The 15,830-nt window shown below is 71.6% G+C and carries 10 protein-coding genes; 4 read left to right on the top strand and 6 right to left on the bottom strand.

The genetic code is table 11. From position 1 onward, the window contains the following. Nucleotides 1–25: 25 nt before the first annotated feature. From JOD66_RS20565 to JOD66_RS20575, 3 genes are read right to left on the bottom strand one after another with little or no spacing between them, the layout of a single operon-like run. The gene (locus JOD66_RS20565; RefSeq protein ID WP_204838668.1) at nucleotides 26–487 is read right to left on the bottom strand and encodes a hypothetical protein; all 462 of its coding nucleotides are present in this window, start codon (nucleotides 485–487) and stop codon (nucleotides 26–28) included. Next, entirely contained in the window at nucleotides 484–7,056 is a 6,573-nt protein-coding gene (locus JOD66_RS29245; protein ID WP_204838669.1) for a CLIPPER-2 domain-containing protein, read from the bottom strand. The genes JOD66_RS20565 and JOD66_RS29245 overlap by 4 nt, the downstream gene beginning before the upstream one ends. Next, entirely contained in the window at nucleotides 7,017–7,580 is a 564-nt protein-coding gene (locus JOD66_RS20575) for a hypothetical protein (protein WP_204838670.1), read from the bottom strand. The genes JOD66_RS29245 and JOD66_RS20575 overlap by 40 nt, the downstream gene beginning before the upstream one ends. 338 nt (nucleotides 7,581–7,918) lie before the next feature. Here JOD66_RS20575 and JOD66_RS20580 point away from each other — a divergent pair, with 338 nt between their 5' ends. Next, nucleotides 7,919–8,950, top strand: a complete 1,032-nt coding sequence (locus JOD66_RS20580) for a helix-turn-helix domain-containing protein (RefSeq protein ID WP_204838671.1) — start codon at nucleotides 7,919–7,921, stop codon at nucleotides 8,948–8,950. Between the two features lie 252 nt (nucleotides 8,951–9,202). Here the strand turns inward: JOD66_RS20580 and JOD66_RS20585 are convergent, their stop codons facing one another. The 3 genes from JOD66_RS20585 to JOD66_RS20595 all read right to left on the bottom strand — a co-directional run bounded on the left by JOD66_RS20585 (nucleotide 9,203) and on the right by JOD66_RS20595 (nucleotide 12,493). Beyond that, nucleotides 9,203–10,441, bottom strand: a complete 1,239-nt coding sequence (locus tag JOD66_RS20585; protein ID WP_204838672.1) for an RNA polymerase sigma factor — start codon at nucleotides 10,439–10,441, stop codon at nucleotides 9,203–9,205. An 8-nt stretch (nucleotides 10,442–10,449) separates the two neighbouring features. Further along, nucleotides 10,450–10,809 carry a YciI family protein gene (locus JOD66_RS20590; protein ID WP_204838673.1) on the bottom strand — a complete coding sequence of 120 codons (360 nt, stop codon included), beginning with the start codon at nucleotides 10,807–10,809 and terminating at the stop codon, nucleotides 10,450–10,452. Between the two features lie 94 nt (nucleotides 10,810–10,903). Next, a complete protein-coding gene (locus JOD66_RS20595; RefSeq protein ID WP_204838674.1) occupies nucleotides 10,904–12,493 on the bottom strand; it encodes an acyl-CoA synthetase in 1,590 nt (529 codons plus the stop codon). Nucleotides 12,494–12,570: 77 nt separating this feature from the next. Between JOD66_RS20595 and JOD66_RS20600 the strand changes: the two genes are divergently transcribed. From JOD66_RS20600 to groL, 3 genes are all read left to right on the top strand, one after another. Continuing rightward, nucleotides 12,571–13,038 (top strand): OsmC family protein, encoded by a 468-nt coding sequence (locus JOD66_RS20600; RefSeq protein WP_204838675.1) that lies wholly within the window; start codon nucleotides 12,571–12,573, stop codon nucleotides 13,036–13,038. 173 nt (nucleotides 13,039–13,211) lie between these two features. Further along, nucleotides 13,212–14,048: an SGNH/GDSL hydrolase family protein gene (locus tag JOD66_RS20605; protein ID WP_204838676.1), complete on the top strand. Its 837-nt coding sequence runs from the start codon at nucleotides 13,212–13,214 to the stop codon at nucleotides 14,046–14,048. Nucleotides 14,049–14,162: 114 nt separating this feature from the next. Continuing rightward, nucleotides 14,163–15,791: a chaperonin GroEL gene (gene groL / locus JOD66_RS20610; RefSeq protein ID WP_204838677.1), complete on the top strand. Its 1,629-nt coding sequence runs from the start codon at nucleotides 14,163–14,165 to the stop codon at nucleotides 15,789–15,791. Nucleotides 15,792–15,830: the final 39 nt, after the last annotated feature.

A 15,830-nucleotide genomic window follows, 5' to 3' on the forward strand; every position in this document is an offset into this window, starting at 1 on the left:
GATCGCGGCGACCGGACATCCGAGCTCAGGCGACGCCGCGCAGGACGCAGCGCAGCTCGCCGCGGACGTCCAGGTCCACGTCGACCTGCCAGCGCGCGCTCTGCCCGGCAGCGACTGACACCTGGGTACGTCCCCACTGCACGACCGTGGCGTGCTCGGTGGTGAAGAACACCGTGATCACGAACTCCTGGGCCTTGTCGCGAGCGGTCGCGGTCCCCGCGGCCTGCCATCCACCGGCGCTCGGGCCACACTCGGTCGTCTCGACCGCGCCACGCTTGCCTGGCCGGTTCGGCACCTTCGCCGGGATGGTCACATCGCCGGGCTTGACGCTCACGGCGTCCGGTTCCGTCGTGCCCTGACGGCTCGTCGCCTCCTGGTCCGGCCGCGGCTTGGTGGGCTCCTCGCCACCGGAGCCGCAGGCGGTGAGGGCCAGCGCCACCAGTGCGCCGAGGGCCGTCACCCTGGTCCGCGTCGAGATCGTCGTCATCCCCGGCGCCCCCGCACCCCGAGGAGGAGAACGCCGCCACCGAGCAGCAGCGCCAACCCACCGACCAGCAGCCACCCCGCCGGCCCGCCCGCATCGGGGAGCCCCGCCGTCTCGGGCACCTTCGGCTCCTTGGGCGACGTCGGATCCGGAGACTTCGGCGCGTCGGGACGGACGGTCGGCGTGGTGGTGGAGGACGGCGGTGAGGTCACGACCTGGTCGCCGCCGGCGGAGCCGCTCGCGGTGGCGACGTTGACCACCGAGCCCTTCTCGGCGTCGGCGGCGGTCACCACGTAGGGCTTCGCGGCGCGACAGGTGGTCTGCTCGCCCGGCGCCAGGCTGGTGCGGGCACAGGTCACGTCGCCGACCATCGGATCGGTCACCGTGACGCCGGTCAGCCGGACGTTGCCGGTGTTGGTGAGCGTGAAGGTGAAGATGATCGACTCACCGACGTCCGCCTTGCCGTTGCCGTTGGTGTCCTGGAGCGCAGCCTGCTTGACCAGGGACAGTCCCGGCTGGCGGTTGATCGGCGTCGTGGTCTCCGCGTCGGGCGACACGACCGGCTGGCCCGACGGCGGCAGGCCCTCGGCGTGCGCGACGTTGTGCACGGTCCCGGCGTCGATGTCGTCCTGGGTCAGGACATACGGCTCGACCGCGCGACACGGCGTCGAGGCACCCGGCGCCAGCGTGGTCTCGTCGCAGGCCACCTCGCCCACCAGCGGGTCGACGACCCGGATGCCGCTCACCGGCACATTGCCGGTGTTGGTCACGGTGAAGGTGAACGCGATGGTGTCGCCGGCGTCGATGCGCCCGGAGCCGTTGCGGTCCACCGGCGCCGCAGCCGACTTGAGCAGGTCGAGCTTCGGGTCCGGCGCGACGACCGGGGTCGACGTGGTCGCCTCCGGGGACTCCACGACTCCACCGTCCGGGTCGGTCCCGTTCGCGACGGCGACGTTGTCGACCCGGCCCGCTGACTGGTCGGCCTCGGTGATGACGTAGACCGCGTCCGCCGCACAGCGGGTCGACGCGCCGACCTCGAGCCGGGTCCGCTCACAGCTCACCGTGCCGACCTTGGGATCGGAGACGGCGAGGTCGTCGACAGGGACGTTGCCGTTGTTGGTGACGGTGAAGGTGTAGGCGATGGTGTCGCCCGCCGCGATGACGCCGTCGCCGTCGACATCGGTGGGGGTGCCGGCCTCCTTCACCAGGTGCAGGCTCGGGGCGGGCCGGGTGACCGGGGTCGAGGTGGAGTCCTCGTTCGACCTCACCTCCCCGTCAGTGGGGTCGACGCCGGTCGCCGTCGCGGTGTTGTCGACCGTGCCCGCCTCGACGTCGTCGGCGGTGATCACGTAGTCACCGTCGGTCGTGCAGGTCGCGGTCTCCTGCGGCGCCAGGGTGGTGGGATCGCAGGTGACGGTGAGCCCCGCCGCGGCCAACCTCGGGTCGTCGATCGCGATGTCGCGGACCGTCACATTGCCCTGGTTGGTCACGGTGAAGGTGTACCGGATCGTGTCGCCGGCGTCGGTGATCCCTGAGCCGTTGGCGTCGGTCGGGGCTCCGGCCAGCTTGTCCAGTCGCAGGTCGATGACCGGGGGCAGCGTGGTCGTCGCCTCGTCTTCGGGCGATGCGACGGCACCACCGTCGGGATCGGTGCCACGTGCGGTGGCGACGTTGACGACGTGACCGGCGTCGACGTCGTCCTGGGTGATCTCGTAGTCGTCGTCGGCCGCGCAGTTGGCGGCCGCGCCGGGGGCCAGGGTGGTGGGGTCGCAGGTGATGGTGATGCCGGCCGCGCTCAGCATCGGGTCGGACACGACCACGTCGCGGATCGGGACGTTGCCGGTGTTGGTGACGGTGAAGGTGTAGGCGATCGTGTCGCCGGCACTGACGGTTCCCGAGCCGTCGACGTCGCGGACCGCCCCGGCCGACTTCTCGAGCCGCAGCTTCGGGTCGGGTGTCTGGACGGGGGTGGAGGTGCTGTCCTCGTTGGAGGTCACCGTGCCGTCGTCGGGGTCGGTGCCGGTGGCGGTGGCGGTGTTGTCGACGGTGCCGGCGGTGACGTCGTCGGTGGTGATCACGTACGGCTGGTCCGTGGTGCAGGTCGTGGTCTCCTGCGGGGCCAGGGTGGTGGGGTCGCAGGTGATGGTGATGTCGGCCGCGTTCAGCATCGGGTCGGACACGGCCACGTCGCGGATCGGGACGTTGCCGGTGTTGGTGACGGTGAAGGTGTAGGTGATGGTGTCGCCGGCGTCGGTGATGCCGGAGTCGTTGGTGTCGACCGGTGTGCCGGCCTGCTTGACCAGTTCCAGCTTCGGGTCGGGTGTCTGGACTGGGGTGGAGGTGCTGTCCTCGTTGGAGGTCACCGTGCCGTCGTCGGGGTCGGTGCCGGTGGCGGTGGCGGTGTTGTCGACGGTGCCGGCGGTGACGTCGTCGGTGGTGATCACGTACGGCTGGTCCGTGGTGCAGGTCGTGGTCTCCTGCGGGGCCAGGGTGGTGGGGTCGCAGGTGATGGTGATGCCGGCCGCGTTCAGCATCGGGTCGGACACGGCCACGTCGCGGATCGGGACGTTGCCGGTGTTGGTGACGGTGAAGGTGTAGGTGATGGTGTCGCCGGCGTCGGTGATGCCGGAGTCGTTGGTGTCGACCGGTGTGCCGGCCTGCTTGACCAGTTCCAGCTTCGGGTCGGGTGTCTGGACGGGGGTGGAGGTGCTGTCCTCGTTGGACACCACCTGCTCGTCGTCCGGGTCCATGCCATGGGCGGTGGCCGTGTTGTCGACGACACCGGCGCGCTCGTCGGCCTCGGTGATGAAGTAGCGCCGGTTGGTGGTGCAGGTCGTGGTCTCGCCGGGCGCGAGCGTGGTCGGGCGGCAGGTGATCACGATGCCGACGCCGTCGAGCAGGTCGTCGACGATCCGTACGTCGGACACGGTCACGTTGCCCGTGTTGGTGACCACGAAGCGATAGCCGAGCGCGTCACCGGCGTCGGTGATGCCCGAGTCGTTGAGATCGTGCGGGGCACTGACCTCCTTCTCGAGGCTGAGCGTCGCCTGCTTGGAGAGCGGCGTGCGGGTGTCGGCCTCGTCGGACACCACCGGGTCGTCGTCCGGGTCGACGCCGCGCGCGGTGGCGACATTGGCGACGACCCCGCGGTCGACGTCGGCCTGGGTGACCTCGTAGTCGGCGTCCGTGGTGCAGGTCGCGACCTCGCCCGGCGCGAGCGCGGTCGGTGTGCAGGTGACCGTGATCCCGGCGTCGGTCAGCATCGGGTCCCGTACGACGACCTCGCGGACCGGCACGTTGCCGGTGTTGGTCACGGTGAACCTGAACCGGATCGTGTCGCCGGCGTCGGCGCGGCCGGAGCCGTTGGCGTCGACCAGGTCACCGGCCTCCTTGACCAGCTCGAGTCGCGGGGCCGGCGTCTGCACCGGGGTCGAGGTCGAGCTCTCGTCCGAGGTGACCGGGCCGGCGTCCGGGTCGGTGGCGCGGGCCACAGCGACGTTGTTGACCGAGCCGCGGGCCTCGTCGGTCTCGGTGACGACATAGGGCCGGTCCGCACGACAGGTGGTGCTCGCCCCGGGCGCCAGCGTCGTGATCTCGCAGGTGATCGGGATGCTCTGGCCGCCGAGCATGTCGTCCTCGATGTTCAGCAGCGAGAGCGGCACGTTGCCGGTGTTCGTCACGGTGAAGGTGAACTGGATGGTGTCGCCCGCGTCGGTGATGCCGGATCCGTTGACATCGGTCGGCGTGCCGGCCCGCTTGACCAGCTCGAGACGCGGGTCCGGGGTCTGCACCGGCGTCGTCGTGGAGCTCTCGTCGGACTCGACCGGGCCGGCGTCGGGGTCGGCCGGGTCGGTCGCCCGGGCGAGCGCGGTGTTGTGCACCTGACCGGCGCGCTCGTCGTCCTCGGTGATGACGTAGACCGCGTCCGCCACGCACGTGGTCGAGGCGGCCGGGGCCAGGGACGTCGCCTCACAGGTCGCGGAGCCCACCTTGGGGTCGACGATGCGCAGGTCGGTGAGGGGGACGTTGCCGGTGTTGGTCACCGCGAACCGGAACCGGATGTAGTCGCCCGCGTCGGTGATCCCGGAGCGGTTGACGTCACGCGGCTGGTCGGCCGTCTTGACCAGGCTGAGCGCGGGTGCGGGAGCCACGACGGGTGTGCGGGTGGTGTCGTCGGGCGAGCGGACCGGCTCGTCGTCCGGGTTCGTGGCCACGGCCGCAGCGGTGTTCTCGGCCAGGCCCGCGGCCTCGTCGTCCGCGGTGATCACGTAGGGCCGGTCGGTCGTGCACGTGGCGGTCTGGTCGACCGGCAGCGTGGTCGGGTCGCAGGTGATGGTGATGCCCGCCCCTTCGAGCTTGGGGTCGGAGATCGCGACGTCGAAGACGGTGACGTTGCCGGTGTTGGTGACGGTGAAGCGGTAGCGGATCGTGTCGCCGGCGTCGGTGATGCCGTTGCCGTTGACGTCGACCGGGGCCTCGGCGATCTTGTCCATCTCGAGCGCGGCGGCGCCCTCCTCGCTGGGCGTGGAGGTGGAGTCCGGCTCCGACGTGACGCGCTCGCCGCCGGGGCCGTCGCCCACGGCGGTGGCGGTGTTGTTGACCACGCCGGCCGCGGCGTCGTCGGCGGTGATGACATAGACGTCGTCGGCCGCGCAGGTCGCGACCTCGGAGGGTGCCAGCGTGGTCGGGGCGCAGGTGATCGTGATGCCGGCGTCGGTCAGCATCGGGTCCTCGATGACGAGGTCGTCGATGGTGACGTTGCCGGTGTTGGTCACCGTGAACGTGTACTGGATCGTGTCGCCGGCGTCGATGATGCCGGACCCGTTGGCGTCGACGGGGTCGCCGGCCTCCTTGACCACGCTGAGCCCCGGCGCGGCCGCCTCGAGGGGGATCGACACCTCCGACGGCTCCGACTCCGTACGACGCCCCGTTGCGGCGACGCCCCGCGCCGTCGCGACGTTGTCGGCGCTCGCGTCGGCCTCGTCCTCGTCGGTGATCGTGTACAAGCCGTCGGCGCGACAGGTCGTCGCTTCGTTCGGCGCGAGGGAGGTGACATCGCAGGTGATGCCGATGCCGGCTGCCGTGAGCTTCGGGTCGTCGACCAGGATCTGGTTGATCGGGATGTTGCCGGTGTTGGTCACCGTGAACGTGAACTGCACCGTGTCGCCGGCGTTGACCAGGCCGTCGCCGTTGACGTCGACCGGGGTCGCGGCGCGCTTGACCAGCGCGAGCCGGGGGGCGGGCGTGTCGACGGGAGTGCGGGTGGAGTCCTCGTTGGAGCGCACCGCGGCGTCGGTCGGGTCCTCGCCGAGCGCGACCGCGGTGTTGACCACCTCACCGGCGCTCTGGTCGGCCGAGGTGATCACATACGGATCGTTGGCCCGGCAGGTGGCGACCGCGCCCGGAGCGAGCGTGGTCGGGTCGCATGTCACCGCACCTGCCTTGGCGTCGTCGATCGCCAGGTCGTGCACCGTCACGTTTCCCGTGTTGGTGACGGTGAACGTGTACTGGATCGTGTCGCCGACGTCGACCAGCCCGGAGCCGTTGGCGTCGACGGGCGTGCCGGCGTGCTTCTCTAGCGCGAGCTGCGGCGTGCGGGTGATCGGCGTGGTGGTCGTGTCGTCGTCGGTGACCACCGGCAGGTCCGGATCGACCGGGCGCCCGGTCACGGTCGCGGTGTTGTGGACGACGCCCGCGTCGACGTCGGCCTGGGTCAGCACGTACGGCGGCGCCGTGCAGGTCACGCTCTGCCCCGGCGGCACCTGGCCGGCGGGGCAGGTGACCGCGCCGACCTTGGGGTCGTCGATCGTCGGCGTCTGCAGCGGCACGTTGCCGGTGTTGGTGACCACGAAGGTGTAGGTGATGGTGTCGCCGACCCGGTTGCCGCTCGGCGCACCGGCCTGCTTGTCGACCTCGATCCCCGGGCGCAGCGGCACGTTGGAGAACGTGCAGACCACGTCGGCGCCGGCCGCGCCACCGTTGGGCATCGTGAAGCTGCCGGTGGTGCCCTGGCCCGTCGCGACGACCGTGCCGTCGGTCTCGTTGACGCAGCGCCACGAGCGGGCGTAGCGGCTGCTCGCGCCGGCACCCGACTCGGTGACGGTGTACGTCGTCCCGGGCAGCCCGAGCACCGGACCGGCGTACTCCTCGGGCTCGGCGTCCTGCAGGCCGGGGTCGTCGCCGCGCGTGGTGCCGGTGTTGCCGCGGGCGATGCCGCCGCCGGTGACGGTGAGGTCGACCTGCTCCCCGGGGTTGGCCCGGCCCTCGGGGAAGTTCTTCTTGACCACGACGGTGCTCGGCCTGGCGCACGACGCCAGGTCGACCGAGTCGGCCGCCGACATGTTCAGCTCCCGGATCACCGCACCGGTCGTCGGGTGGACCTGGAAGAGTAGCTGCGGACCGGCGATGTAGAGGTACCCGTCGCCGCCGAACGCGAGCCCGTTGATGGCGCTGGACGTGCCGATCGTGGTGAGCGTGGTGCTCGTGGGGAACTGTGGGGATGACTGGGGTGTGGTCGGCAGCAGGTCGTCGATCACGAAGAGCCGGCTCTGCGTCTGGGTGCCGACCGACACGTAGGCCCGCCCGGCACCGTCGAAGGCGAAGTCGCCGTTGGTCCCGCCCTGGCCGCCGACGCTGTTGACTGGGCGACCTGGCCGAGGAAGCTGTTGCTGGCCGGGTCGTAGCCGTAGATCGCCATGTTGGTCGTGTTGGGGATGACGCCGGCGAAGTAGTAGATGCCCGTGCGCGGGTTGACCGCGCCGTGCGTGGGCGTGGAGTTGAACACCGACGACTGACCGGACAGTGGTGTGGACGTGGTCTCGGTCGCGGCGTCCCATCGGTAGATCGCCAAGCCCGCGTTGGCGCCGGAGGCGAGGTAGCGAACGCTGTACGCCGCGCGGCCGTCACCGGTGAAGCCCAGCCCGTTGAGGATCCCCCCGGCCGCGGCGAACGCCCCGGCGGTGGTGAGGGCGCCGGTGGTGGTGTTGACCCGGCGGATGTCGAAGGGCGCGGTCTGGCCCTTCTCGGAGTAGACCGTCGTGCAGTCGAAGGGCGGCGCGGCGGCGGCGGGCGGGGCGTTGACCCCGACGACGGCCACGAGACTGCCGAGGAGACCTGCCGCGCAGAGAACGCCGAGGCGAGAGCGCAGTCTCGAGGGTCGAACCACAGGGTGCCGCTTCGACATCGGCCACCTTTCCTTCTCGCGGTGAGGCCGCAGCGGTGCGGACCTTAGGTAGCCAGCAGCCCGGTCGGGAGCGGAGCGTCACTGCTCTCGCCTGGCCCGAACGCACCTTGCTGGCCGGGGCGAGACCATCGCCAGCGTTCAGGCGGCCGCTTGCGCGAAACGACGATTTCCGCCGGTACGAAATCGACGAAATGCGAACCCAGTGGCGACCTCATGTCGTCCCCACGCCATCCGGCGGTAGTCACGGGGCCGTGGGTGGGTATCCGTCGACCGCTCAGGTCAGCATCGTGGGCGTCGACGCCTGGCGCGAGGCCTGTGCCCAGGCGTACGTCCCCCTCCGGATCGATGCGATCGGCGAGGACTTCCGGGGGGCGCTGCGTCAGCGCGTCGTGGGTGGGCTGGACATCAGCCAGATCGCGTCCACCCCGCTGACCCTGACCCGCACGGCCCGATCGGTCGCGACCGACCCGCGCGAGACCGTCATGTTCTGCACCTTCCTCGCCGGTGCCGGCGTGACCCTCCAGGACGGGCGGATCGCGGCCTTGTCGAGCGGCGGCGGCTTCCTCATGGACGACGACCGGCCGTACAGCATGCGCTACGAGCGCAACGACCTGCTCGTCCTCCGCCTGCCCCGGACTCGTCTCGACCTGCGCGAACGTGACCTGCGGCAGCTCACCAGTGCGGCCATGTCCAACGAGTTCGGTGGCCTCCACGTGCTCCGGCGCTACCTGGCGGGCCTGGTCGCGATGGACGCCGCCATCCGCGACGCGGAGGTCGAGGAGCATCAGGAGCTCGCCCTGGAGCTCCTTCACGTCGCGGTGCACCCCATGGTCTACTCCGAGCGATCCCGCGCCCTGATGAGTGGCCAGGCGATCCTGGTCACCGCACGGTGGTTCCTCGAGCACCACCACGCCGACCCGAGGCTGACCATCGACGACGTCGCCCGTCACTTCATGATCTCCCGGCGCTACCTGGAGATGCTGTTCACGAGGTCGGGTGACGGTCCGGCGACGTACCTGCGCCGAGTGCGCCTCCATCGCGCCGCGGCCCTGCTGCTGGCGCGGCCCCGAGAGCCCGTGAGCCGGATCGCGGCGGAGGTCGGCTTCACCAACATCAACACCTTCGCGCGCGCCTTCGCCCGCGACTTCGGTACGCCGCCGCACCGGTGGCGGCGCGACCAGGCCGACCGACCCCAGACACCCCCGCGCGGGTCGGGCCAGGCCGGAGAGCTGTTGACGAACCTCGAGCGCTACGACCGGAGCGCTGCGGGCTCGACCAGGTGACGTCCCGACCCTCCGTGCGAACCCCTTCCACCTTCGACCGGTTGGACGGGTGACCTGGTCAGCGATGGGGATCGTGATCCCCGTTGGCCCTCGGGTTCGTCAAGCCGAAGCCGGAGATCACCGTCGTCGAGAAGGACAGCAACGGCAACGGCGCCGACACCGCCGCCTCCCGGACGGCACGACGGGGACCACCTGGGCCGGACCGTTCCCGGTAGGTGCCGCACCCGAGGGCGAGCGAGGCACCGCTCCTGATCACGGTGACGCCGACGACGGTCCCGCCCGCAGGAGCGCGCGCCGTCCGCGCAGGTGGGCGGCCTCGGCGTCGTTGCGGCACAGCGCGAGCGCGGTGTCGTAGGCACGTCGCGCCTCGTCGGTCCGACCCAGCCGGGCCGACAGCTCCGCCCGTACGGCGGGCAGCCGGTGCCCGGCCAGCGCGACCCCCTCGAGCGCGGCCAGCCCAGCGGCCGGCCCGTCGAGCTCGGCGACCGCGACCGCGCGGTTGAGCCGCACGACCGGGGAGTCGCGCAGTAGAAGCAGCTCGTCGTAGCGCTCCACGATGCGGTCCCACCGCGTGTCGGCCGGCGTCGGCGCGATCGCGTGCTCGGCGGCGATCAACGCCTGGAGCAGGTACGGCGCCGGGGGTGCGCCGACCAGGGGGCGGAGCAGGTCGAGTGCCTCGAGCGCCTCGTCGTGGTGCCAGCGGCTCCGGTCCTGGTCGGGCAGCAGCACCAGCCGGCCGCCGACCGCGCGGGCGTCGCGGCGGGCGTGCTGGAGGACCATCAGGGCCAGCAGCGCGTCGAGCTCGTCGTACGTGCTCGGGAGCACCGCGCGCAGCACCCGGACCAGGCGGAGGGCCTCGCCGGCTACGTCGGCGCGCAGGACGTCAGCGCCCGAGCCGGGTGCGTAGCCGCTGGTGAAGGCCAGGTAGGCGATGTCGGCGACGGTGCCCACCCGCGTGTCCAGCTCGTCCGGGGACGGGACGGTGAAGCGGGCGCCGGCCAGCTTCTTGCGGGCCCTGGTCAGCCGGGCGGCCATGGTCGCGGTCGGCACCAGGAAAAGCCGCGCGACGTCCTCGGTCGTGACGCCGAGGACCAGCCGGAGGGTCAGCGCGGCGGAGGCCTCGCGGGACAACGACGGGTGGGCGCACAGCAGCACCAGGCGCAGGCGCTCGTCCATCACGACCTCCGACTCCGGCGGGGCGGCGACCACCCGTCGCGCCTCCTGCTGCAGGGACGCCTCGACCTCGAGCAGCGGCTCCTTGCGCGCCGCGACGGCCTCGCTGCGCAGGGCATCGGTGATCCGTCGCCGAGCCGTCGTCAGCAGCCAGCCGGCCGGGTTGGCCGGCGGCCCCGCCGTCGGCCAGGTGCGGGCAGCCGCCTCGAACGCGTCCGCGAGTCCATCCTCGGCCAGGTCGACCCGACGGCACCACGCGGCGAGCAGGGCCAGGAGCCGGCCCCACTCGTCGCGCAGGGCGCGTTCGAGCTGCTCCACCAGGCGGGCTACTCGGCGGGTGGCGCCAGGCAGGCGCGCACCTCGACCGTGTCGCCGGTCCTGGCGAGGATCTCGCAGATCTCCAGCAGGTCATCGGGATCGTCGCTCTCGACGAGGTACAGGCCGCCCAGCTGCTCGACCGACTCGACGTAGGGCCCCTCGGTCGTGACGACGTCGGCGTCGGACATCCGCAGCACCCGGCTGGTGCGGGTGCTGTCGAGCTGGGCACCGCCGCTGATCTGGTGGCCACGCTCCTCCAGCAGTCGGCTGAACTCGCCGTGCATCGCGAACACGGCCGCCTGCTCGGCGGGGGTCGCGGCCGCCCAGGCCGCTTCGCTGCCGATCAGGAGGACGGCGTACTGAGTCATCGGGATCATCTCCTCGTGGGGTGTGCTGAGTCTTCCACCCCGATGACGGGCGAGCCGGTGCCGAATCGACAGCCCCCGCGAAGCCCGCCCGACCTCAGCCGAGCAGCTGGGCCGCCAGGGCGGCGCTGGCCGGGTAGTCGACCTTGCTGACCGGCGTCCGCGGCACCTCGTCGACGAAGAGCACCGTCTTGGGCACCTTGTAGTTGGAGATCAGCGCGCGGCAGTGGTCGCGGACGTCGTCCTCGCTCAGGTCGACGCCGGCGCGGCGCTGCACGAGCGCGGTGACCTGCTGGCCCCAGCGCTCGTGCGGGGTGCCGACGACGACCGCGTCGAAGACGTCGTCGTGACGCAGCAGGACCGCCTCGACCTCCTCGGGGTGGACCTTCTCGCCGCCGGTGTTGATGCACACCGAGCCGCGGCCCAGCACGGTCACCGAGCCGTCCTCCTCGCGGCGCGCGAAGTCGCCCGGGATCGCCCAGCGCACGCCGTCGATCTCCTTGAAGGTCGCGGCCGTCTTGACCGGGTCCTTGTAGTAGCCGAGCGGGACCGGCCCGCAGCGGCCGAGCATCCCGTCGACGCCCACCGGGCAGGGCTTGAAGTCCGCGTCGAAGACCTCGACCTGGTCGGTGACCGTGAACCGCGGCGCGCTCTGGCCGCCGTCGGTGCCGTCGTCCATCCGGGACCCGGCGGCGCCGGACTCGGAGGAGCCGTAGGAGTCCAGGATGAACCGCCCGGGCAGGGCGCGGCGGATCTCCTCGCGTACGCCGTCCGACAGGGGCGCCGCGCCGTTGGACACCGCGGCCAGGCTGGACAGGTCCCAGCGGTCCGGCTCGGCGAGGATCGCCTCCGCGACCGGGCGGCCCATCGCGTCGCCGAGGAAGGTCAGCGAGACCACCCTCGCCTTCTCCACGAGGTCGAGGATGGTGGCGGCGTCGAAGTGCGGCTCGGTGTAGAGCGCGACGGTCTGGCCGGCGACGTGCGCGTTGCCGAGGATCCACTGGCTGCCGCCGTGCATCATCGGGCCGCAGGCCAGCAGCACCATCGGGTTCTCGGTGGCGCTCGCCTCGGCGACCAGCTGCTCGACGGAGTCCAGTGGGGCGCCGTACCGGGCCGCGTTGAGGGCGGCGCGGATCAGGTCCTCGTTGCGCCACACGACGCCCTTGGGGTAGCCGGTGGTGCCGCCGGTGTAGAGCACGTAGTGGTCGTCGGCGCTGCGGCCGGTGACCTGTCGCTCGGGGGAGGAGGCGGCCAGCGCGGCGTCGTACTCCTCGCCGAGGACGATCGTGTGCCGCAGTGTGGGGAGGTCGAGCCCGGCCAGCGCGTCGACGTACTCGGGGGCGACGATGGCCGCGACGCAGTCGGCGTTGTCGTAGAGGTACGCCAGCTCGTCGTGGAGGTACTTGTAGTTGATGTTGATCGGGACCGCCCGCGCCTTGAGGCAGCCGTAGAGCGCGTCGACCCACTCGATCCGGTTGGTCGAGTGCACCGCGACGTGCTCGCCGGGCCGGATCCCGAGCCCCACCAGGTGGTTGGCCAGGCGAGTCGCGCGCTCGTCGATCTCGGCGAAGGTCCACACCCGGTCGCCGGTGTGGACGGCGGCGCGGTCGGGCAGGGCGTCGGCCATCGCCTCGAGGACGTCGGCGAGGTTGATCGGGCGCGCGGTGGTCGCTGTGGTGGGGGTCACAGGAGAAGAGTGCCAAACTAGAACAGGTTCTTGCTAGTGCCTCTCCCGGTCAGTGCGCGCCGGGCCACAATGGGCGGGTGACCGACCACCACTACGCGCTCGACCTGGTCTGGCAGGGCAACCGCGGCTCCGGCACCTCCGGCTACCGCGACTACGGCCGCGACGTGCTGCTCACCGCGGCCGGCAAGCCCGACCTGCTCGGCTCCGCCGACCCCACCTTCCGGGGCGACGCCGCGCGCTGGAACCCCGAGGAGCTGCTCCTCGCCGCGCTCGCCCAGTGCCACCTGCTGTCCTACCTCCACTCGGCGGTCAACCACGGCGTCGTCGTGGTCGCGTACGACGACAGCCCGGTCGGCACCATGGCCCAGGTCGGGCAGGGCGGCCGGTTCACCTCGGTCACCCTCCGACCCCGGGTCAGCGTCGCTGAGGCCGCGATGGCCGAGGTCGCGCAGGCGATCCACGCGGAGGCCAGCGCGAACTGCTTCATCGCCGCGTCGGTGAGCTTCCCCGTCGGCCACGAGCCGACCACCCTCGTCGCCGGCTGATCGCGCAGGGCGCGGCCGAGGGTGGGGGCGAGGGTGGGGGCGCCTCGTACCCGGCATGCCGGTCGTGAAATCGCCCGAAACCCGACCGGAATGCCGGGTGAGACGCGCTACCCGCCACCGTGGCGAAACCGGGAGGCCACGGTCCGTTCAGTCCGGTCTGGTTCAAAGCAGCCATGAGCCGCACCCGCACCACCCTCGTCGCCGCCGGTCTCGCCCTCGCTGGCATCGGCGTCACGACCGGAGGTGGGCGGGAGCTGCTGCGCCGGCAGGCGGCGATCGCCCGGGCCCGGATCGGCAAGCCGCTGGGGGAGCAGGCGATCCCCGCCGACAAGGTGTGGAAGCGCAAGTCGTACGACGGCCCGCCGCTGCACCTGCTCGTCCTCGGCGACTCGATCGCCGCCGGGCTGGGAGCCGAGCGTGCCAAGGACACCCTCGGCGCCCGGGTCGCCCGGGGGCTGGCCGGCGAGCTGCGCCGGCCGGTGGCGCTGCGCACCGCGGCCGTGGTCGGCTCGGAGAGCTCGGCGCTCGCCGGTCAGCTCGACGGGCTGCCGGCCGGGTATCGCGCCGACGTCGCCGTGATCGTCGTCGGCGGCAACGACGTCACCCACCGGGTCCCGGTCGCGACCTCGGCGGCGCACCTCGAGGAGGCGGTGACCCGGCTGCGCGGGCAGGGGAGCGAGGTCGTCGTCGGGACCTGCCCCGACCTCGGCGCGCTGCGACCGGTGCCGCAGCCACTGCGCTCGCTCGGCTCCCGGATGTCACGCCAGCTCGCGGCGGCCCAGGCCGAGGTCGCCGTACGGAACGGCGCGCACGCGGTCTCGCTCGCCCATGTGGTCGGGCCGTTCTTCATCACCAACCCCGACGAGATGTTCAGCCTGGACCGCTTCCATCCCAGCGCGCTGGGCTACAAGCGCACCGCCAAGGCGCTGCTGCCGTCGGTGCTGCTGGCGCTCGGGCATGCGGAGCGGGTGCCGTTCGGGCACCACGCGCCGCCCGGCGTCGGCGCCTGAGCTCCCTCCGGGAGGCCCCTTCTCCTTGCACTCGCCATGGTCGAGTGCTAAACATGATGCTGGCACTCTCGCCTTGAGAGTGACAACGGACATCGCGAAGGAATCGCAGGAGTTATGTCGAAGCTGATTGCTTTCAACGAGGAGGCCCGCCGCGGTCTCGAGCGTGGCATGAACACGCTCGCGGACGCCGTCAAGGTCACCCTGGGCCCCAAGGGCCGCAACGTCGTGCTGGAGAAGAAGTGGGGCGCCCCCACGATCACCAACGACGGTGTCTCCATCGCCAAGGAGATCGAGCTCGAGGACCCCTACGAGAAGATCGGCGCCGAGCTGGTCAAGGAGGTCGCCAAGAAGACGGACGACGTCGCCGGTGACGGCACGACCACCGCGACCGTCCTCGCCCAGGCGCTGGTCCGCGAGGGTCTGCGCAATGTCGCCGCCGGCGCGAACCCGATGGGTCTCAAGCGCGGCATCGAGGCCGCCGTCTCCGCCGTCTCCGAGCAGCTGCTCGGCATGGCCAAGGACGTCGAGACCCGCGAGCAGATCGCCGCCACCGCCACCATCTCCGCCGGTGGCGACGCCACCGTCGGCGACGCCATCGCCGAGGCGATGGACAAGGTCGGCAAGGAGGGCGTGATCACGGTCGAGGAGTCGAACACCTTCGGCATCGACCTCGAGCTCACCGAGGGCATGCGCTTCGACAAGGGCTACATCTCGGCGTACTTCGTCACCGACCCGGAGCGCATGGAGACCGTCCTCGAGGACGCCTACGTGCTGATCGCCAACAGCAAGATCAGCAACGTCAAGGACCTGCTGCCGCTGCTGGAGAAGGTCATGCAGTCGGGCAAGCCGCTCGTCATCCTCGCCGAGGACGTCGACGGCGAGGCGCTGTCGACCCTGGTCGTCAACAAGATCCGCGGCACCTTCAAGTCCGTCGCCGTCAAGGCGCCGGGCTTCGGTGACCGCCGCAAGGCCATGCTGCAGGACATCGCGATCCTCACCGGCGGCCAGGTCATCTCCGAGGAGGTCGGCCTCAAGCTGGAGACCGCCGGTCTCGAGCTGCTCGGCCAGGCCCGCAAGGTCGTCATCACCAAGGACGAGACCACCATCGTCGAGGGTGCCGGCGACGCGGCCCAGATCGAGGGCCGGGTCAACCAGATCCGCGCCGAGATCGAGAAGTCGGACTCCGACTACGACCGCGAGAAGCTGCAGGAGCGCCTCGCCAAGCTGGCCGGCGGCGTGGCCGTCATCAAGGTCGGCGCGGCCACCGAGGTCGAGCTCAAGGAGCGCAAGCACCGCATCGAGGACGCCGTCCGCAACGCGAAGGCGGCCGTCGAGGAGGGCATCCTCCCCGGTGGTGGCGTCGCGCTGGTCCAGGCCGCCGCGACCGCGTTCGAGAAGCTCGAGCTCGAGGGCGACGAGGCCACCGGTGCCCAGATCGTCAAGGCGTCGGTCTCGGCCCCGCTGAAGCAGATCGCCATCAACGCCGGCCTCGAGGGCGGCGTCGTCGCGGAGAAGGTCGCCAACCTCCCCGCCGGCCAGGGCCTCAACGCCGCCACGGGCGACTACGTCGACCTGCTGGCCGAGGGCATCATCGACCCGGCCAAGGTGACCCGCTCGGCGCTGCAGAACGCCGCGTCCATCGCCGCGCTCTTCCTCACCACCGAGGCCGTCGTGGCCGACAAGCCGGAGAAGGCCGCCCCCGCCGGCGACCCGACCGGTGGCATGGGCGGCATGGACTTCTGAGTCCCGCTGCTCCACCGCTTCACCCTCAGGGCCCCCGCT

The sequence above is a fragment of the Nocardioides nitrophenolicus genome (genome assembly GCF_016907515.1).
GTDB classification, from domain to species: domain Bacteria; phylum Actinomycetota; class Actinomycetes; order Propionibacteriales; family Nocardioidaceae; genus Nocardioides; species Nocardioides nitrophenolicus.

Coding starts and splice junctions, on each gene's coding strand:
- JOD66_RS20605 (WP_204838676.1), top strand. CDS start 13,212: ATGAGCCGCACCCGCACCACCCTCGTCGCCGCCGGTCTCGCCCTCGCT.
- groL (WP_204838677.1), top strand. CDS start 14,163: ATGTCGAAGCTGATTGCTTTCAACGAGGAGGCCCGCCGCGGTCTCGAG.
- JOD66_RS20590 (WP_204838673.1), bottom strand. CDS start 10,809: ATGACTCAGTACGCCGTCCTCCTGATCGGCAGCGAAGCGGCCTGGGCG.
- JOD66_RS20565 (WP_204838668.1), bottom strand. CDS start 487: ATGACGACGATCTCGACGCGGACCAGGGTGACGGCCCTCGGCGCACTG.